This window comes from Stenotrophomonas sp. CFBP 13718 (genome assembly GCF_014842145.1).
Lineage (GTDB): Bacteria > Pseudomonadota > Gammaproteobacteria > Xanthomonadales > Xanthomonadaceae > Stenotrophomonas.
Map to the genome: position 1 here is coordinate 118280 of NZ_JACYVC010000001.1, position 16206 is coordinate 134485.

Annotated in this window: 14 protein-coding genes; 6 read left to right on the forward strand and 8 right to left on the reverse strand. The window is 67.2% G+C overall.

The genetic code is table 11. From position 1 onward, the window contains the following. Window positions 1–7: 7 nt before the first annotated feature. A complete protein-coding gene (locus tag IFT58_RS00530) occupies window positions 8–1756 on the forward strand; it encodes a glycosyltransferase family 39 protein (protein WP_342029515.1) in 1749 nt (582 codons plus the stop codon). Next, window positions 1749–2513, forward strand: a complete 765-nt coding sequence (locus IFT58_RS00535; protein ID WP_192093642.1) for a phosphatase PAP2 family protein — start codon at window positions 1749–1751, stop codon at window positions 2511–2513. Before IFT58_RS00530 ends, IFT58_RS00535 begins: the two co-directional genes overlap by 8 nt. Here the strand turns inward: IFT58_RS00535 and IFT58_RS00540 are convergent. The 7 genes from IFT58_RS00540 to IFT58_RS00570 form a co-directional block, all read right to left on the reverse strand. Then, complete coding sequence (locus IFT58_RS00540; protein WP_197974518.1) at window positions 2455–3084, reverse strand: pentapeptide repeat-containing protein; 630 nt, start codon at window positions 3082–3084, stop codon at window positions 2455–2457. The genes IFT58_RS00535 and IFT58_RS00540 overlap by 59 nt on opposite strands. 119 nt (window positions 3085–3203) lie before the next feature. Continuing rightward, window positions 3204–5249, reverse strand: a complete 2046-nt coding sequence (locus tag IFT58_RS00545) for a TonB-dependent receptor (protein ID WP_192093643.1) — start codon at window positions 5247–5249, stop codon at window positions 3204–3206. 61 nt (window positions 5250–5310) lie between these two features. After that, a complete protein-coding gene (locus IFT58_RS00550) occupies window positions 5311–6567 on the reverse strand; it encodes a DUF3526 domain-containing protein (protein ID WP_192079417.1) in 1257 nt (418 codons plus the stop codon). Next, window positions 6564–8003, reverse strand: a complete 1440-nt coding sequence (locus tag IFT58_RS00555; protein ID WP_192079415.1) for a DUF3526 domain-containing protein — start codon at window positions 8001–8003, stop codon at window positions 6564–6566. The genes IFT58_RS00550 and IFT58_RS00555 overlap by 4 nt, the downstream gene beginning before the upstream one ends. Next, window positions 8000–8722 (reverse strand): ATP-binding cassette domain-containing protein, encoded by a 723-nt coding sequence (locus tag IFT58_RS00560; protein WP_192093644.1) that lies wholly within the window; start codon window positions 8720–8722, stop codon window positions 8000–8002. Before IFT58_RS00560 ends, IFT58_RS00555 begins: the two co-directional genes overlap by 4 nt. A gap of 102 nt (window positions 8723–8824) precedes the next feature. Then, entirely contained in the window at window positions 8825–9376 is a 552-nt protein-coding gene (locus IFT58_RS00565; RefSeq protein ID WP_192079411.1) for a TetR/AcrR family transcriptional regulator, read from the reverse strand. 4 nt (window positions 9377–9380) lie between these two features. Continuing rightward, complete coding sequence (locus tag IFT58_RS00570) at window positions 9381–10883, reverse strand: MFS transporter (RefSeq protein WP_192093645.1); 1503 nt, start codon at window positions 10881–10883, stop codon at window positions 9381–9383. A 155-nt stretch (window positions 10884–11038) separates the two neighbouring features. Here IFT58_RS00570 and IFT58_RS00575 point away from each other — a divergent pair, with 155 nt between their 5' ends. The 4 genes from IFT58_RS00575 to IFT58_RS00590 are packed head-to-tail and all read left to right on the forward strand — an operon-like array spanning window position 11039 to window position 14939. Next, a complete protein-coding gene (locus tag IFT58_RS00575; protein WP_192093646.1) occupies window positions 11039–11752 on the forward strand; it encodes a DUF3348 family protein in 714 nt (237 codons plus the stop codon). Next, window positions 11742–13952: a hypothetical protein gene (locus IFT58_RS00580; protein ID WP_192093647.1), complete on the forward strand. Its 2211-nt coding sequence runs from the start codon at window positions 11742–11744 to the stop codon at window positions 13950–13952. The genes IFT58_RS00575 and IFT58_RS00580 overlap by 11 nt, the downstream gene beginning before the upstream one ends. A 2-nt stretch (window positions 13953–13954) precedes the next feature. Further along, on the forward strand, window positions 13955–14587 hold the full coding sequence (locus IFT58_RS00585; protein WP_192093904.1) for an OmpA family protein: 633 nt from the start codon (window positions 13955–13957) through the stop codon (window positions 14585–14587). Next, window positions 14577–14939 carry a DUF2894 domain-containing protein gene (locus tag IFT58_RS00590; RefSeq protein WP_192093648.1) on the forward strand — a complete coding sequence of 121 codons (363 nt, stop codon included), beginning with the start codon at window positions 14577–14579 and terminating at the stop codon, window positions 14937–14939. The genes IFT58_RS00585 and IFT58_RS00590 overlap by 11 nt, the downstream gene beginning before the upstream one ends. Before the next feature lie 481 nt (window positions 14940–15420). Here IFT58_RS00590 and IFT58_RS00595 read toward each other — a convergent pair whose 3' ends face one another. Continuing rightward, window positions 15421–16167 (reverse strand): SapC family protein, encoded by a 747-nt coding sequence (locus IFT58_RS00595; protein ID WP_188324061.1) that lies wholly within the window; start codon window positions 16165–16167, stop codon window positions 15421–15423. Window positions 16168–16206: the final 39 nt, after the last annotated feature.

A 16206-nucleotide genomic window follows, 5' to 3' on the forward strand; every position in this document is an offset into this window, starting at 1 on the left:
GCCGTCCGTGCACTCCCCCGCCGGGCCAACTAACCGCATCGCGACCGGCAGCGTGTCGACCCCGTTCCTGACGACGGTCATCGCGCGCTGCTGGCAGCCGCTCCTGATGCTGATGATCGCGCTGAGCCTGGCGGCCGGGCTTGGCCTGCGCGCCCCGTCGCCCCCCGACGAGCCCCGTTTCGTGCTGGCCGCCAAGGCGATGATCCGCACCGGCGAGTGGCTGATACCGCACCGGGGCACGGAGATCTACGCGGAGAAGCCACCGCTCTTCATGTGGCTGCAGGCCACGGCGTACCGGCTGATACACGACTGGGACATCGCCTTCCTGCTGCCGTCCCTGCTCTGCGCCTTGCTTACCCTGTGGATGACATCGCGCATCGGCCGCATGCTGTGGAACCGACGCGTGGGGCACCATGCCGCCCTGGCCGTGTTCGCCACCCTGCAGTTCGGGCTGATGGCCAAGCGCGGTCAGATCGACATGGTGCTGGTGGCCATGACCACTGCCTCGCTGTGGGGGCTGCTTGCGCATCTGCTGCGCGGCCCACACCGCGCGGCGCTGTTCTGGGGTGCCGCAGCGGCCGGGCTCGGCACGGTGACCAAAGGCGTCGGCTTCCTGCCTCTGCTGATCCTGCTCCCGTGGGTGATCCTGCGTCTCGGCCATCGGGTTCCCGCGCTGCCCGGCAGCGCGTGGCAGTGGCTGCTGGTCCCTGCGGGCTTCGCCACCGGGCTGGCAGTGTGGCTGGTGCCGCTGGGCATCGCAGTGCTGCAGCCCCACGCCGCCGAGGTCGATGCCTATGTGCGGGAGATCCTGTTCCGGCAGACGGCTACCCGCTATGTAGGTGCATGGCATCACCTCCAGCCGGCTTGGTACTACCTGCAGGTCATCGCCACCCTGTGGCTGCCCGGTTGCCTGCTGCTGCCCCGGCTGGTGCCGGCGTGGGCACGACGGGTCGCGCGCGGTGACACCCGGCAGATACTGCTGATCAGCTGGGTGGTACTCGTCCTGCTGTTCTTCAGCGCCAGCCCGGGCAAACGCGAGGTCTACCTTTTTCCTGCCCTGCCCCTGCTCTGCCTGGCCGCTGCGCCGTTGCTGCCTGGTTTGCTGCGCCAGCGCTTCGCGCGCATCGTGCTGCCCGGCTTCACCGCGCTGATCGGCGCAGCGTCGCTGGTGCTGGCAATGGCCACCCTGATGCAGGCCAGCTGGATTCAACCTGCGCTGACCGGGCGCGATCTGGACCCCGACGCCACCGCGGCGATCGGGTACTGGGCCGGTGCACTGGGTGCGGCAGTGTTGGCGCTGGCCGCCGTGTTGCGCGGACGCCGGCCGGGCCTGTTGGCAGTGCTTACGATGGCGTGTGTCTGGACGGCGTACGGGGTGGGTTTCATGCCCGCGCTGGACGAGGCCGCATCCGCCCGACAGCTGATGCAACGCGTACTGCAGACCATTGGCCCAACGGCCGAGCTGGGCTTGGTGGACTTTCGGGAACAGAACTACCTGCAGGCTGATGGCCGGGCAACCGACTTCGGCTACCGGCAGCCCTGGGATGTGCAATGGCGCCGCGCGCGCAGGTGGGTGGACGACGCACCGTCCCGGCGCTGGATCCTGGTCACCGACAAGGCGCTGGGACCCTGCGTGGACACTCGCCAGGTCCGCGCCATCGGCCAGTCCAACCGCAACGCGTGGCAGCTGGTCCCCGCTACGGCGCTCGTCCACGGATGCGAAAGCACGATCAACAGGGGTGATATCGATGAATGACAACGCAGGTGTCTGGCCGATCGCGGGTCGTGGGCGTTCGCTGCTCGGCGCGCTGGGTATCGCCAGGCATGTCGTGCTGCCGCTGTCTGGCCTGCTGCTCGGTTCACAGGCGCTGATGCAGTGGCACGGCGACCAGGCGGTGGCGTCGGCGCTGTATGCGATGCAGGGCCATCAGTGGGCCTGGAAAGACCAATGGCTGACCGAACAGATCATCCATACGGCGGGCCGCGACCTGTCCATCACCGCAGGCCTGCTGGTGCTGCTGCTGGCCATCATCGCGGAGTGGTGGACGCCACTTGCCGGGTGGCGCCGGCCGCTGCTGCGGCTGTTCGCCTCGGTGGTGCTGTCCACGGTGGTTGTCTCGTTGCTGAAGAAATCCACGGGGATGGATTGTCCGTGGGACCTCATCGACTACGGTGGCACCCGCCCTTTCCATGGACTCTTCGCGTCACGCTCGGCCGCTGCGGTGTCCAGCGGCTGCTTCCCGGCGGGCCATGCCAGTGCAGGTTACGCTTGGATGGCGCTGTACTTTCTTGCGCTGGAGGTTCGTCCTCGCCTACGCCACCTTGCACTGGGGCTGGGCGCGGGGCTGGGCCTGCTGTTCGGCCTCTCCCAACAGCTTCGCGGCGCGCATTTCATGTCGCATGATCTGTGGACTGCAGGCCTGTGCTGGTTCATTGCGCTGGGCCTCTATCTGCTCAGTCCACCACTTCGATATCCAACCCCTGCAGCAGTCGTACCGCTTCAAAGCGGCTGAACTTCGCGGGGCGCACGACATTGTTCAGCACATCGATGTCGTAGTTCGTGGCTTCGCTGAAGTCCGCTTCGCTGAGGTCGGTGCGGCCGAACAGTGCACTGCTGAAATCGCTGAAGGTGAGGTCCGCCGCACGCAGCCGGGCCTCACGGAAGTCCACCGCGTGCGCCTTGCAGCTCTGCAGCACCAGTGCGTCCAGGGCCAGCCCGAAGAAACTCGATTCGTTGAGCACGCAGTCACGGAAACCGACCTGGGCATCACGCGTGAGCCGCGACCAGTCCACGGCCGTCCAGTTGATGCCGACCAGACGGCACCGCTCGAACACCGTGCTGGTGAAGCGCGTCGAGGACAGCTGTGCGTGGTTGAGGGTGCTGCCCTGGAAGCTGCAGTCGATGAAGCGGCAGCGACGAAGCGTTGCGCTGGACAGATCGCAGTCGACGAACGTGCAGGATTCGAATTCGATGCCGTCGAGACGTGCATCGGCAAGCGCCAATGCCGTGAAGGTTTTCAGGTAGTACGCCGTTTCACCGTCCACCAGCGCGCTTGCTGCGCTGCCCTGCGTCTGCATGCTCATTCTCTCTTCCGTGCGGCGGCGCACAGCATACGTCAGCACGGCGGAAGGCGCGGCGCATCCTGCCCGCGCGCTTCCGATCCCCTTCAGCCGCGCTGTGTACAGCGCAGCCTGCCCCGCGCTCAGAGCTTCATGTTCAGGCCGACGAACACCGATCGCCCCGCGGCCGGCGAGAACATCGGCTGGGCCTGCTCCCAGAAGAAGCTGTCGTACCACGCGTAGGCATACGCGCGACCGGTGGCGTTCTTCACCTGCAGATCGACGCTCCATCGCGGATTGATGTCATAGCGCGCGCTGAGATCCAGCACGGCGAACCCACCGAACTTCCCGGCGACGTTGCGCTCTTCGAGGTAGTAGTCGCCCTGCGCCCTCCCCTGCATGCCCAGCTGCAAGGCCTCGGTCGCCTGATAATCGATGCCGATGGTGCTGATGTGACGCGGAACCGCTGCCACCTCGCGCCCCTGCAATGACAGCGCGGGGCCACGGCCATCCCGCTTGATCTTCGCTTCCTGGTACGCGTGCGAGGCCCACACGGTCCACGCATCCGCGATCTGCGCACTGATCTGCGCATCCACGCCCCGCCGCTGCGTCTTGCCGAGCGTGATGGTGGTGCCCGTGGCCGGCATGTTGGACGTTTCGTTTTCCGCATCCTGCTGCCACACCGCCACGCGGGCCTGCGAGCGGGCGAAGGGGCTGAACTTCAGACCCAGCTCCATCCCCGTATTGGTGGACGGCTCCACCGCGGCCTGTCCTGGCGTCAGGTAGGCCGGCGCGGTCGGCCCGGTCAGCACCTGGAAGGTACGGCCCCAGTTGGCATAGAGGTTGGTGTCCGCGCCGAGGGCGTAGACAACGCTCAGCTTGGGCTGGTTGATGATGCCGTAACGCTGCAGCTCACCGGTGATGCCGCCCGGCAGGCGTGTGTTTCCGTCGAAGCGGTCCACGCGGAAGGCCGGTACGATCTTCAGCGCGTCGGTCGGCTGGTAGATGGCCTGTACATAGGCGCCCCAGTTGTCCAGCGTATGCCGGTCGTCGCTCTGCACGCGTGCCGGCGGGGCGTCGAAATCGGTGGGCTCGCTGTAATTGAAACGCTGGCGCAGGTAAGCGTTGTCCTGGTGCTCGTAGTTGATGCCACCTTCCACGGTCAGGTTGCTGCGTGCCTGCCACGTCAGCGTGCTGAGCATGCCCACCTGTGTTTCGTTCCATACCCGTCGCTGGCGTGGCGCGTTGCCGGTGGGCAGGTCGCTGAAAGTCACCTTGCGGTCGTCTTCATACCGGTTGTAATACAGCTTCGTGCTGGCCAGCAGATCGTCCGCGAGTTTCAGGTCCACGTGCACACCGAGCGTCCGCATGTCACGGTCATCGCCGTCGTTGGCATTGCGGCGCTGCGAGGATCTGCGGTCTGCCCTGAGCTCTTCGGCCGTCATGAAGCCGGGCTCGTCCGCCTCGTGGTGGTAGGCCCTGGCCGTCAGCCCGATGCGCATGCCCTCATCCAGGCTTCCGTAGAACCACTTGCCGCCGAGCGAATACTTCTGCGAGGTATCGTGGTCGCGGTAGCCGTCCGAGGCCTGCGTGCCGATGAAATAGTTCTGCGCGAAGCCATTCGACTCACGCCCCACGGCCAGCTGGGCATCGCGGGTGTCGTAGCTGCCATAGGACAGCCGACCGTCCGTGTAGTTGCCGCCCTGGCGCGTGCCGAAATTGACGTTGCCGCCGATGTTGTGCAGGCCATAGCGCGGATCGTTGGTCCCCCTGACGACTTCGATGTAGCTGATCTCAAGGGGAAACAGCATGTCGATGAAGCGCTGGTTGCCGCTGTTGACGTTGCTCGGCATGCCGTCGATGAGCGTTTTGATGGCGTTGAGATAGCCCTCGCCGTTGAACGCACGGAAGCTGACCTTGCCTGATTCGGCGCCCTGGCGCGTCTCGGTGAGCTGTATCCCGGGCATCTGGCCCAGCAGCTCCCAGCTGTGCTGGACGTTCTTGTCTTCGATCTGGTCAGCGCCCAGCACGTCCACCGAGGTCAGCACCTGGTGCGCCGTCAGCTGCGCTTCGCCGTGTTGATGGACATCGACCTTGCCCAGGGTCAGGGCGGAGCCAGCAGATTGCGCGTGCGCGTCCGGCGTGCACACCACCGCGGTGATCGCGGCGGCCAGGACGTGGATCTTCATCAGGGAACTCATCGGGCAACTCATCGGTGAAGGGAAAGGGGGTGAACAGGCAAGAGAACGATCAGCGATCCGCGTCGAAGCGCGGCGCCTTGTCGTAGTCCGGTTCATGGAATGGGGTATCGGTGAACAGGAAACCGTAGAAATAGCGACGCAGCTGCGCGTGGTAGTCGCGCACGCGATCCTGGTAGGCCAGGTGCGCCTGCATGTCCGTGTCGGCCATGCGGGTCAAGGCCACCTGCAGCCCCACCGGCGGCAACAGCCACCCTAAAGTGGATGCCGCGGCGGTCCGCTGCTCGATGCCCTGCCGGTAACCGGCAACCAGGGGTGCCACCGCATCGTCGCCATTCTGGTGGAACGCCAGATACCACTTGTAATGAAAGTCGGTGCCCAATGGCGGCGAGTCGCGCCATTCGGGATACGCCGCGTAGAAGCGACGCATGGTGTCCTCGCGCGGAATATCCCACGCGCCATTGACCGCCTCGCGCTGCGCGCGGGCGATGCCGGCGCCCTGCTCCACCGGAATGGCCCGCTCAATGCCCACGTTCGCCAAGGCAGGCCCGACCAGCGCGACCACCACCCACAGCGAGGCCAAGGTGGCCGCATTGACCCCGGAGTTCCAGCCGCGCCACGCCACCAGCAGGCACAGTCCGGCCCAGAACAGCAGGTAGCCCGCCGCCAGCGCCAGCACGGCCAGTATCTGGCTGGCCGCCACCTGCTGCTGCAGTGCCACGACCAGGAAAGGCAACCCTGCGCAGATCCACAGCGCGGCCATCCGCACCGTCGCCCGGCGCGCGTAGAGCCGGCCCATCCGCAGTGGCAGGCTGCGCAGCATGCGTTCGCGACCGGTCTCGGTTTCGGCCGAGCGGATGTCGTGCATCAGGGCGATCACGAACAGCGGCAGCAGGAAGGTCAACAGGAAGGCGAAGTCGAAGCGACCGGCCAGTGCAAGCTCTGGATTGAACGTATCGCCATCGTGGATCTGCGCCTCCAGGCCGAGGGCCCGCACGCGCAGGATGTAGGGCGACACATCGCGCATACCTACCGCGGCGAAGGCCAGCGGCGACGGCGGATTCCACGTGGGATGGAAGCTGTAGTACGCCGCACGCCCGGCATCGGTGGAATCGCCGTGCCCGGCGGACACCGCGGCCAGATCCTCCGCGTGCAGGGCGCTGATGCGTGCGATCGCCTCGCGTTGGCTGTCCATGCGTTGCACGCCCGCCACCAGGCTGGCCAGCGCAAGCAGGCTGAGCAGCACCAGCGCGGCAGCAGCCACCCGCGAGCGCAGCATCATGCGCAGCTCATACCGCCAGAGGCTCATCGCACACCTCCCAGCCGCCGGATGGACCCACCCATCAGCAGCGCACCGGCCAGCGCCCAGCCAAGCAGGCTGAGCAGCGGCCACAGCAGGGATCGCAGCACGCCGTCGGGCGGCTGCGGCGTGTAATGGAACGTAGGGATTTCCTGCCACTGTGCGCGATCAACGCGCTTGCGCTGGTCCGCTCCGGCATCGCTGGCGGTGTCGTCCGCATAGGACACCGCATCCGCCTGCATCTGGTTGAGCTGCTGCACTAGTCCATAGCGATGCTGCTCGGCCTGGTCCATGAAGCGCAGATGGGCGCGCAGATCGGTGGCCGCTGCGGCCATCGACAGCTGTCGGATGGCGATGACCGGGCTCAACAGCGCGAAGCGGCTGACCAGCGCATTCTGCGCATGCTGGAGGTGGGCGCTGTGCTCGGCGTACCGATTGAACAGCGTCGAGGTCAGCCGCTCCCCTTCCACGGCCAGCAACCCTTTGTAGTTGACGGGCAGATCCTCTATCCGCGCCACGCCATACTGGTCCAGCACACGCTGGCGGAAGCCGGCAAAGTACGGATCGGCTGGATCATGGCTGTCGCCCATGGCGCGCAGGTCGCGCGCGATGCCGACCTCAGTCTGCAGCCGGTCCGGCAGCGCGAAGGCCGTATAGGCCACGTCCGGTGCGATGCGCGGCACCAGCAGTGCTACCACGGCCCAGCCCCCGATCATGCCCAGCAAGGCATCGCGTCGTCGCGGCAGCAGGGCCGAAACGGCGGTGATCACGAGGCACCATGCCGCCAGATAGAGCGCGTATCCCGCCAGCACGCCCAGCGCCACGAGCGCCGACGCCGGCGCACCCACGGCCAGCCACCCCAAGCCCAGCGCAGCGGGCAACAAGAACGCCGCCGCGATGATCAGCAAAGCCAACAACTTGCCGCCGACAATCGCGCGGCGGCTTGCCCCCTGCAGCATCAACTGGCGCAGTGTCCCGCTCTCGCGCTCCTGCGCCAGAAGGCCGTGGCCGAGGAAGATGAGCACCAGCGGCGCCAGGATCTGCAGCACGAAGGCCGGGGTGAGCTGTCCGAAGCGGGTCAGGATCGAGCTCTGCATGACATCACCGAAGTTGGCCGTGTTCTGCCGATGGCCTTCGAGGAACATGCTGCTGCCGGTGAAGGGGTCGACGCCGGGATCAAAGGCGGCCAGCGCCGACGGCAGCCGGTAGACGAAGTGACCGTAGTGAACGACACGATGCGGATGCCGGTCCGGCTGCGCATCGAACGCGGCCTGCGCCTCCGCCTGCTGGCGAGTGCGATGCTCGGCCGCTGCCGCCATATGGTGGAGCGACACGACCGTCGCGGTGACGGTCAACGCGACCATCAGCACAATGCCGGCCAGCGCCGTGCGCTGCCTGACCAAGGCGCGCAGTTCGTTGCGCATCACCGAGAGCAGTGCACTCATGCGGCGCGTTCCCGGCCCGCGAAGTGCGCATGCAGCGTCCGCAGGTCGAAATCCCTGCGTTCGGCTTCATACACGATGCGGCCATGGTCCAGCACGCCGATGCGATCGGCGATCTCCACCGCCCCCAGCAGATCGTGGGTCACCATCAGCACCGCGGTGCCACGTGCCCGGACCGGTTGCAGCAGCGCGTGGAAATCCGCACTCGCGCCGGGATCCAGGCCGGACGTCGGCTCGTCCAGCAGCAACAGAGGCACCTCGCGCATCAGCGCCAGCGCGATGGCCACTTTCTGCCGCATGCCTTTCGAGAATCCGGAAAGACGTTGCGACCACGCGGCTTCCTGCAGGCCCGCCGCACGCAGTGCGTCGGCGATTGCGCTTGCAGGCTGGCGGCGGCCACTGAGCGATAGCAGGTAGTCGACGTTCTCCACCGCCGTGAGGTGGTCATACAACGCCACGTTCTCCGGCAGATAAGCCAGCTGTGCACGGGCGCGCTCCGGATCGGCCCATGGCGTCAGGCCTGCCACCCGCACGTCCCCTGCGGTGGGCCGCACGAAACCGAGCAGCGCCGACAGCGTGGTGGATTTTCCGGCGCCGTTGCCCCCCAGCAATGCATAGATATGCCCGCGATCAACCGTCAGGTCGAGGCCGGACAGCACCGACTTGCCGGCAAAGGAAATGGAAAGGTCGCGGATCTCGACAACAGGCGTATGGGCAGGCACAGGCAGTCCCTTTGAAAGCAGGCCGCGCAGCCTATCACGATATGATATTACATAACATTATCGGGATGAGACGTAGGCCGCTGGGCTTCTCCTCGCGCCGGGTCAGCTCGCCGGTTCCGATTTCAGCAGTTGCGCCAGCCTCGCCACGATGATCGCGCGCTCGGCTGCATCCAGGGTGCCGTTGTACATGGCCTCGTAGATCCACAGGCCATCGGCAGCGAGGCGTGCGATGAAGGGATCCCATGCCGAAGGCGCGTCAGTGCCCGCTGCGGGCGGCGACGGCGCCCATCGCAGCATGGCCTCGTTCCACGGCGCGCTGCCGGTCTCCGGATCCATCGATTCCAGCATGAACAACAGCTCGGCCCGGGTAGCGCTCTGTGCCGACACCCGCATGTAGGCCTCGTAGCGCTCCACGGCAGTGGTCTGCGCTGTGGGCTTGCCTGCGAGCGCCTCCATGGAAGCTTCCCAGGCCTGCACCAGATGCGCATCGATGCCGCGCAGCAATGCCTCGCGCGAGGGGAAGTGATACAACAGTCCACCGCGGGTAAGCCCCGCCTCGCTGGATACCGATTCGAAGGTCACCGCGCGCACGCCCTCGCGGTTGATCACGCGGACAGCGGCGTCGAGGATGCGGGTTTTGTTGCTGGCTCTCATCGGCTCAATGTACGGGATGGCTGCGCGCTTCGGCTACCGTCGGCGCGTGGCGCAGCAGCACGCCGGTGAGGATCGCGCCCGCCGCCAGCACCAGTGCGATCACGCTCAGCACCATCTGGTAGCCGCGGTCGTAGGCCACGCGCACATTGTCCAGCCACCCCGGTGCGGTGTTGCCTGCCGCCTGCAGGGCGTGGCTGATGCCATCGCGCGCCGCAGCCGGCAACGCCGCATCCACCGGCAGGAACGCCGCATACAGTGCGGCACCCAGGCTGCCGAGTATCGCCACGGCAAGCAGGCCGCCGAACTCGTACGCCACCTCTTCCACCGAGGACGCCATGCCGGCGCGGTGAGACGGCGCATTGCTGATGATGGCGGTGGAGGCAACCGAAATCGTGGCGCCCATTCCGATCCCGGTGAGCGCCATCCCGCCGATCACCCAGCCCAGTCCGTGCGGGAACCCGAATACGATCACCGCCACGCCCACGGCACCACAGGCGAGGCCGCCGCTGATCAACGGTCGCAGGCCCACCCGATGCAGAATGCTGCCGCCCAGCAGGGCGCTGGGCAGGCTGCCCAATGCCGCGACCGATACCAACAGGCCCGCCTGCAGGGGACTGAATCCAGCGATGAGCTGGAAGCGCTGCGTGGTCACCAACTGCAGGCCGGCCAACGCGAACAGCGTAAACACGGCCGCCAGCGTGCCCGACAGGAAGGCGCGGTTACGGAAGATCGCAAAATCGAGCAACGGATACGGCAAGGTCTGTTGACGGCGCACGAAGGCAGCACCTGCGATCACCGCCACCAGCAGCGCGATCGCGCCGGTGACCCAGGCGGGCGGCACCGCGATCCAGGACTTGATGGCCAGCACGAGCCCGGACAGCGCGACCAGCGCGAGCAACGACGAGGCGACGTCCCACGTGCGACTGGCATCGGGCACGCCCTTTGGCGCGAGCACCAGGGTGGCGATGATCGCCAGCACCACCACCGGCACGTTGATGAGAAACACCGAACCCCACCAGAAGTGCTGCAGCAGCAGACCGCCGATGATCGGCCCAAGGGCTGCGCCGATGATCGCGACCGAGCCCCAGATCGCGATGGCGATGTTGCGCTCGCGCTCTTCGTGGAAGGTGAGGCCGATCAACGCAAGCGTCGCCGGCATCATCGCCGCAGCCCCCACCGCCAACGCGGCGCGCGCACCGATCAGCTGGCCGGCGGTCTGCGAGAACGCCGCCCCCAGCGAGGCCACGCCGAAGGCGACCAGCCCGGCCAGGAACATGCGGCGATGTCCGATACGGTCACCCAGCGTGCCGGCACCGAGCAACAGGCCGGCCATCACCAGCGGATAGGCGTTGATGATCCAGAGTTGCTGGCTGTCGCTGGCATCCAGTTCGCTGGCCAGCGTGGGCAGCGCCGTATAGAGCACGGAGTTGTCCAAGGTGACCAGCAACAGGCCGGCCGCCACGGTGAACAGCAGACTCCAACGACGGGCAGGAGAAAGGAGGGTCATGAGGGCGACACGAAACGAGGAATGATCAAACTATACCGGACGTCCGGTATAGTTTTTGAACGCCACCCGCTGCTGCCGCTATCAGCGCCCCGCCGCGCCGGTCAGGCGACAAGGAACGCAAGCGTGTAAAATCGCGTCTTTTGGCCCTTCCGAACATGGCGAAACCGTCACACCGGCCGCCCGTCGCAGGGCCTCCCCTGATCCGCACCCTGGCCCGTTTGGGCCACCCGCTGCTCTCCTCCGACAGCCCCGCCCTGCCCGCCGCGCTGGGCAACTGGGTCGACTGGAACCGCGCGGTCGCTTTGGCGCGCGCGCTGGACGGCGCACTGCCGCCGGCTCCCGACGTCGCCGCGACGCTGACGCGTGAAGCCGTCGAGGAGGAGTGCGCGCGGGCGCACAGCGCCCACCGCGATGCGGTCCACGCGCTGGTTGAAGCGCTCGACGATTCACTCGACGCGGCGGAACTGCAACGCCGGCACGCCACCCTGCAGCGCGGGCAGCTCACGAGCACGGGCCGCCTGCGCGGCCGACTGCGCGACCTGCTGGCCCAAGGGGACGCCCAGTGCGCGCGCCTGGCCGAGATCGATGCGGTGATGGAACAGGCACTGGCGCCGCGCGAGTTCCGCTTGCTGGACGCGCTCGGTGCGCGCCTGGCCGCCCATGCCAAGGCCACCCTGGCACCCGCCGATCCGGAAACCGTTGACGACACGGCACCCGGCACGGCTTCCTCTCCTTCCGCGCCCTGGCCGGCGGCACTACGCGACGATGTGCGCGAACTGCTGCTGGCCGAGCTCGACCTCCGCTTCCACCCGATCGAGGGGCTGCTTGCGGCCCTTCATCCGCACCGAGCAGGACCCCATGCTGCGTAACGCCTTGCACCTGATCATCTTCGTCCTCGGCCTGAGCGCCACCCTGTGGATCGGCGTCGGCTATATCGGCCACCACGCCGTGGGCGCGGCAGTCGCCTTCCTCATTGCAGGCTGCTACTGCGTGGGCGGGATGGAGCTGCTGCAGTTCCATCGTGCCACCCGAGCGCTTGCCACCGCCGTGGCCGACGCAGGCAGTGCCCGCGATGACCTCGGCAGCTGGCTGCTGCGCTTGCCGGAGGGGCTTCGCACCGGTGCCCGCCTGCGTATCGAAGGAAGCCGCGCCGCCCTGCCCGGCCCGGCGCTGACGCCCTACCTGGTCGGCCTGCTGGTGCTGCTGGGCATGCTCGGCACGCTGCTCGGCATGATGGCGACCCTGCGCGGCACCGGTGTGGCACTGCAGAGCGCGACCGACCTTGCGGCCATCCGCGGCTCGCTGGCCTCGCCGGTCGAAGGACTTGCGGTGGCGTTCGGCACCTCGATTGCCGGCGTCGCGGCATCGGCCATGCTCGGCCTGCTGTCGGCGCTGCTGCGCCGCGAACGCCACGTAGCCGTGCAGGCGCTGGACCTGCGCATCGGCAGCGACCTGCAGGCCCACGGACAGGCATGGCAGCGCAATGAAAGCCTGCGCCTGCTGCAGGGCCAATCCGACCTGCTGCCCACTCTGGTGAAGCAGATGCACGCACTGGTTGAGAGCGTGCAGCAGGCGAACCAAGCCAGTCACGCGCAGTTGGATGCGCGGCAGGACGCGTTCCTTATCCGCCACGAACAGGCACAGGAGCAGCTGACCCAGCAGATCCAGTCCGTCGTGGACGGCATGCAGCAGGCAAGCGCGGCCAGCCACGATCAGCTTGCCGCGCGCCAGGAGGCGTTCCTGACCCGCAACACCGAGGCGCAGGTGCAACTGGCCGACGCGCTGAGTATGTCGCTCGAGCGTGCCGTGACCCGCGGCAGTGAAGCCATCGGCAGTGCCCTGCAGCCCCTGCTGCAGGAAACGCTGGGCAGCCTGGAAGATACCGCCACGCGCACACAGACAAGCGTGACCTCCGCCGTACAGCAGCAACTGGACGGCGTGCAGGCCGCCATCGACCGCGTATCCACCGAGGCGGATCGTCGCGTGGACAGCGCGCTGCAGGGCCAGCAGCAGTCCAGCCGGGCGCTGCTTGATGCGCTGCGTGGGTCGCATGACGAAGTGATCGAGCGGCAGCAGCAGCGCAACGAGGAGCTGCTGCAGCAGATCGATGCGCGCCAGCGCGAGCAGCAGCAACGGCTGGGCAGCGAATGGTCGGCGCTGGCAGAGCGCCAGCAACACGCGCTCGCGGCCGTGACAGAACACGCGAGCCAATCCGCACAGGCGTCCCTGCTTGCCCAGCAGCACCTGGTCCGCGACACGCTGGCCGACCTGCAGCAGCGCCAGGAAGCACTGATCGAGCGCGCTGGCGAAGGCGACGCCGCCCGGCTGGCACAGTGGTCGGAGGCCTTCGCCACGATCACCGAACAGACTGCCCTGCGGTGGGAACACAGCAGCGAACAGGCGCGCCAGCAGCAACAGCAGATCATCGCCACCCTTGAAGCGGCCGCGCGCGGGATCAGCGAAGAAGCGCGCGCACAATCCAGCGCGACCATCACGGAGATTGCGCGCCTGCTGGAAACGGCAAGCGAGGCGCCGCGTGCCGCCGCCGACGTGGTTGCCGAGCTGCGCCAGCGCCTGTCCGACAGCTTGGTGCGCGACACCGCCCTGCTGGAAGAGCGCGCGCAGTTGCTGGGCACGCTGGGTACGTTGATGGAGTCGATCCAGTCTGCCTCGCTGGCCCAGCGCGGCGCCGTCGATGACCTGATCACCAACGCACAGGGACTGATGCAACGCACCGGCGAGCACTTCGCCGAACAGGTCGACGCACAAGCACAGACCCTGCAAGCCGTGATCACCGGCGTAAACGATGCCGCCACCGGCACCCGCGCGCTGGCCAGCGGGCTGGAAGGCGCGGTGACCACGTTTGCCGACAGCAGCACATCACTGTCCGCCCACCTGCAGCAGCTCGCCGGTGCGCTGGATGCCTCGCTGGCGCGCAGCGATGAGCAACTGGCTTACTACGTGGCGCAGGCACGTGAAGTCGTTGACCTCAGCCTGTTGTCGCAGAAGCAGATCACCGAGGAACTTCGCCAGCTGGGCGATGCACGTGGCGCAGCAGGTTCGGCATGAGCCTGCATGACGAACTGGAAGACGAAAGCAGCACCCCCATCTGGGCGGCGTTCGGCGACCTGATGTCGGTGCTGCTGGGCGCGTTCGTCCTGATCCTGGTCGGCGTGGTCGCGATGCAACTGGAACTCACCAGCCGGTTGGACGCAGAGGTAAAGCAGCGCGAAGCCGCCGAGCAGACGCTGGAGCAGGCGCTGGCCGGCCCCTTGGCGGGCGGCCGCGTGACGCTGGTGGATGGGCGCATCGGCATCAGCGGGAATGTCCTGTTCGCACTGAACTCCGATCAGCTGCAGCCCGAAGGGCGCGAGGTACTGCGCAGCCTCGCCGGACCGCTGAAAGGCTGGCTGGCGCAGCGCCAGGACATCCTGATGGTCAGCGGGTTCACCGATGACCAGCCGGTCCACGCCCACAACCGCCAGTTCGCCGACAACTGGGAGCTGTCGGCGCAGCGCTCGCTTACGGTTACCCGGACGCTGATCGCCGAAGGCCTGCCCGCATCTGCGGTGTTCGCCGCGGCCTTCGGCGCCGAGCAGCCGGTCAGCTCCAATGCGGACGAAGCCGGCCGCGCACGCAATCGCCGGGTGGAAATCGCACCAATGCCGCGACCCGGCGCGAAGGCGCCCACCGATGGCCGCTGAGCAGGACGTGCAGGGATTGGCGGGCCTGGTCAGGCGGCTGGACGAAGCGTCAGCGTCCGCCGCGCACTATCCGCACCTCCCTGCCTTGCAGCCGCTGCGCGATGCCTGGCAACAACTGCACGCCGACAGCCGCCTGCGCATCGCCTTGCAGCAGACCCCCGCCGAAGGCGGCCCGCTCAATTCGGCCGTCCTGGTGCACCGGATGCTGGACACGATGCACGCGCTGTCGCCAGAGTACCTCCGTCACTTCATCGCCCACGCCGACACGCTGGCCTGGCTGGAACGCTTGCCACCGGCCAACGCAGCAGCCACCAAGCGCCCGCCCCGCAAGCGCGGCAAAGCCGAGCGGTAGAGCCGAGCGGTAGAGCCGACTTCAGTCGGCTTACGGACAGCAGCCGACTGAAGTCGGCTCTACCAAGAGCAGAGCAGCGCCGCGCGTGCGCGGCACCCACGTATCAGCAGCACCGCGGACGCCCCAGCGCAGCCGAGATCGTCGGTATCGCGGTAGAGCAGACTTCAGTCGGCTGCGGGCAGCATTGCGGTAGAGCCGACTTCAGTCGGCTTACGGACACCAGCCGACTGAAGTCGGCTCTACCCCAAGAGCACAGCAGAGCAGCGCGTGCCCAGCACCCGCGTATCAGCAGCATCGCGGTAGAGCCGACTTTAGTCGGCTTACGGACACCAGCCGACTGAAGTCGGCTCTACCAAGAGCAGAGCAGCGCCGCGCCGCACCGCGCCGCATGTATCCCACCCACGTATCCGCAGCCCGTGGAAGCCGAGGAGCAGCGCGATCCGGGCGTCCCGTCAATCGGGACGCCCGTGCCGTACCGCGATCACGCGTCGCGCTGGGCCTGCAAACGCGTCAGGTCAGCAAAACGGGACAGCGACATCAGGTGCTGGTGCACCAGGCCCAGCCAGCCATTGCGGTGCCATTCCAGCACGACTGCATCGGGCAGCGCCTGCAGCTTTTCCACGTCCACCACACTGAAGCCCTGCAGGGTCAGCTCGCGACCGTTCGGCAGGCGCACATTCGCATTGCGCACGGCCAGCAGGTCGTGTTCGATCAGCGCCTTGGAAAACGCCTGGGTGCGGTCATGCTCGCCCGTGAAACGGCCGCAGAATTCCATCGCCTGCTGCAACAGTTCGCTCGGCTTTCCGTCCACGAACAGCGCTTCGCCTTCCGTGCCGCCCTTGACCAGGCGATCACTGTCTTCGTCCACACCCAGCACGAAGTTCTGGCTGCCATCAGTGTCAATGAAGATGAAGGGATGACGGCGCACGTAAGCGGGCACGTAGGTGTCCGGCTCCCACTTGCCATCGGTGATGAAGAGGTTGGTTTCCGTGACACCCGTGGCGGCCATCGGCACCGCGCCGGGGCCAGCGAACAGGATCGGGAAGTGATGCAGCGCCAGCGAGAACTCGCCGACGATCAGCGGGATCGCATTGCTTTTCGCCGCAAAATCCAGCTTGCCCGGCAGGATGCGCAGGTCACCGTGGATATCGGACTGCAGCGGCACCGGGCGGCTGTAGAACAGGATGTTGCTGCCTTCTGCGGGCGGGGTGTCGTTGCCGGTCGTCATCGTGGAATGCCATCTCTACTCGTCGCGCCAGCCGTCCCG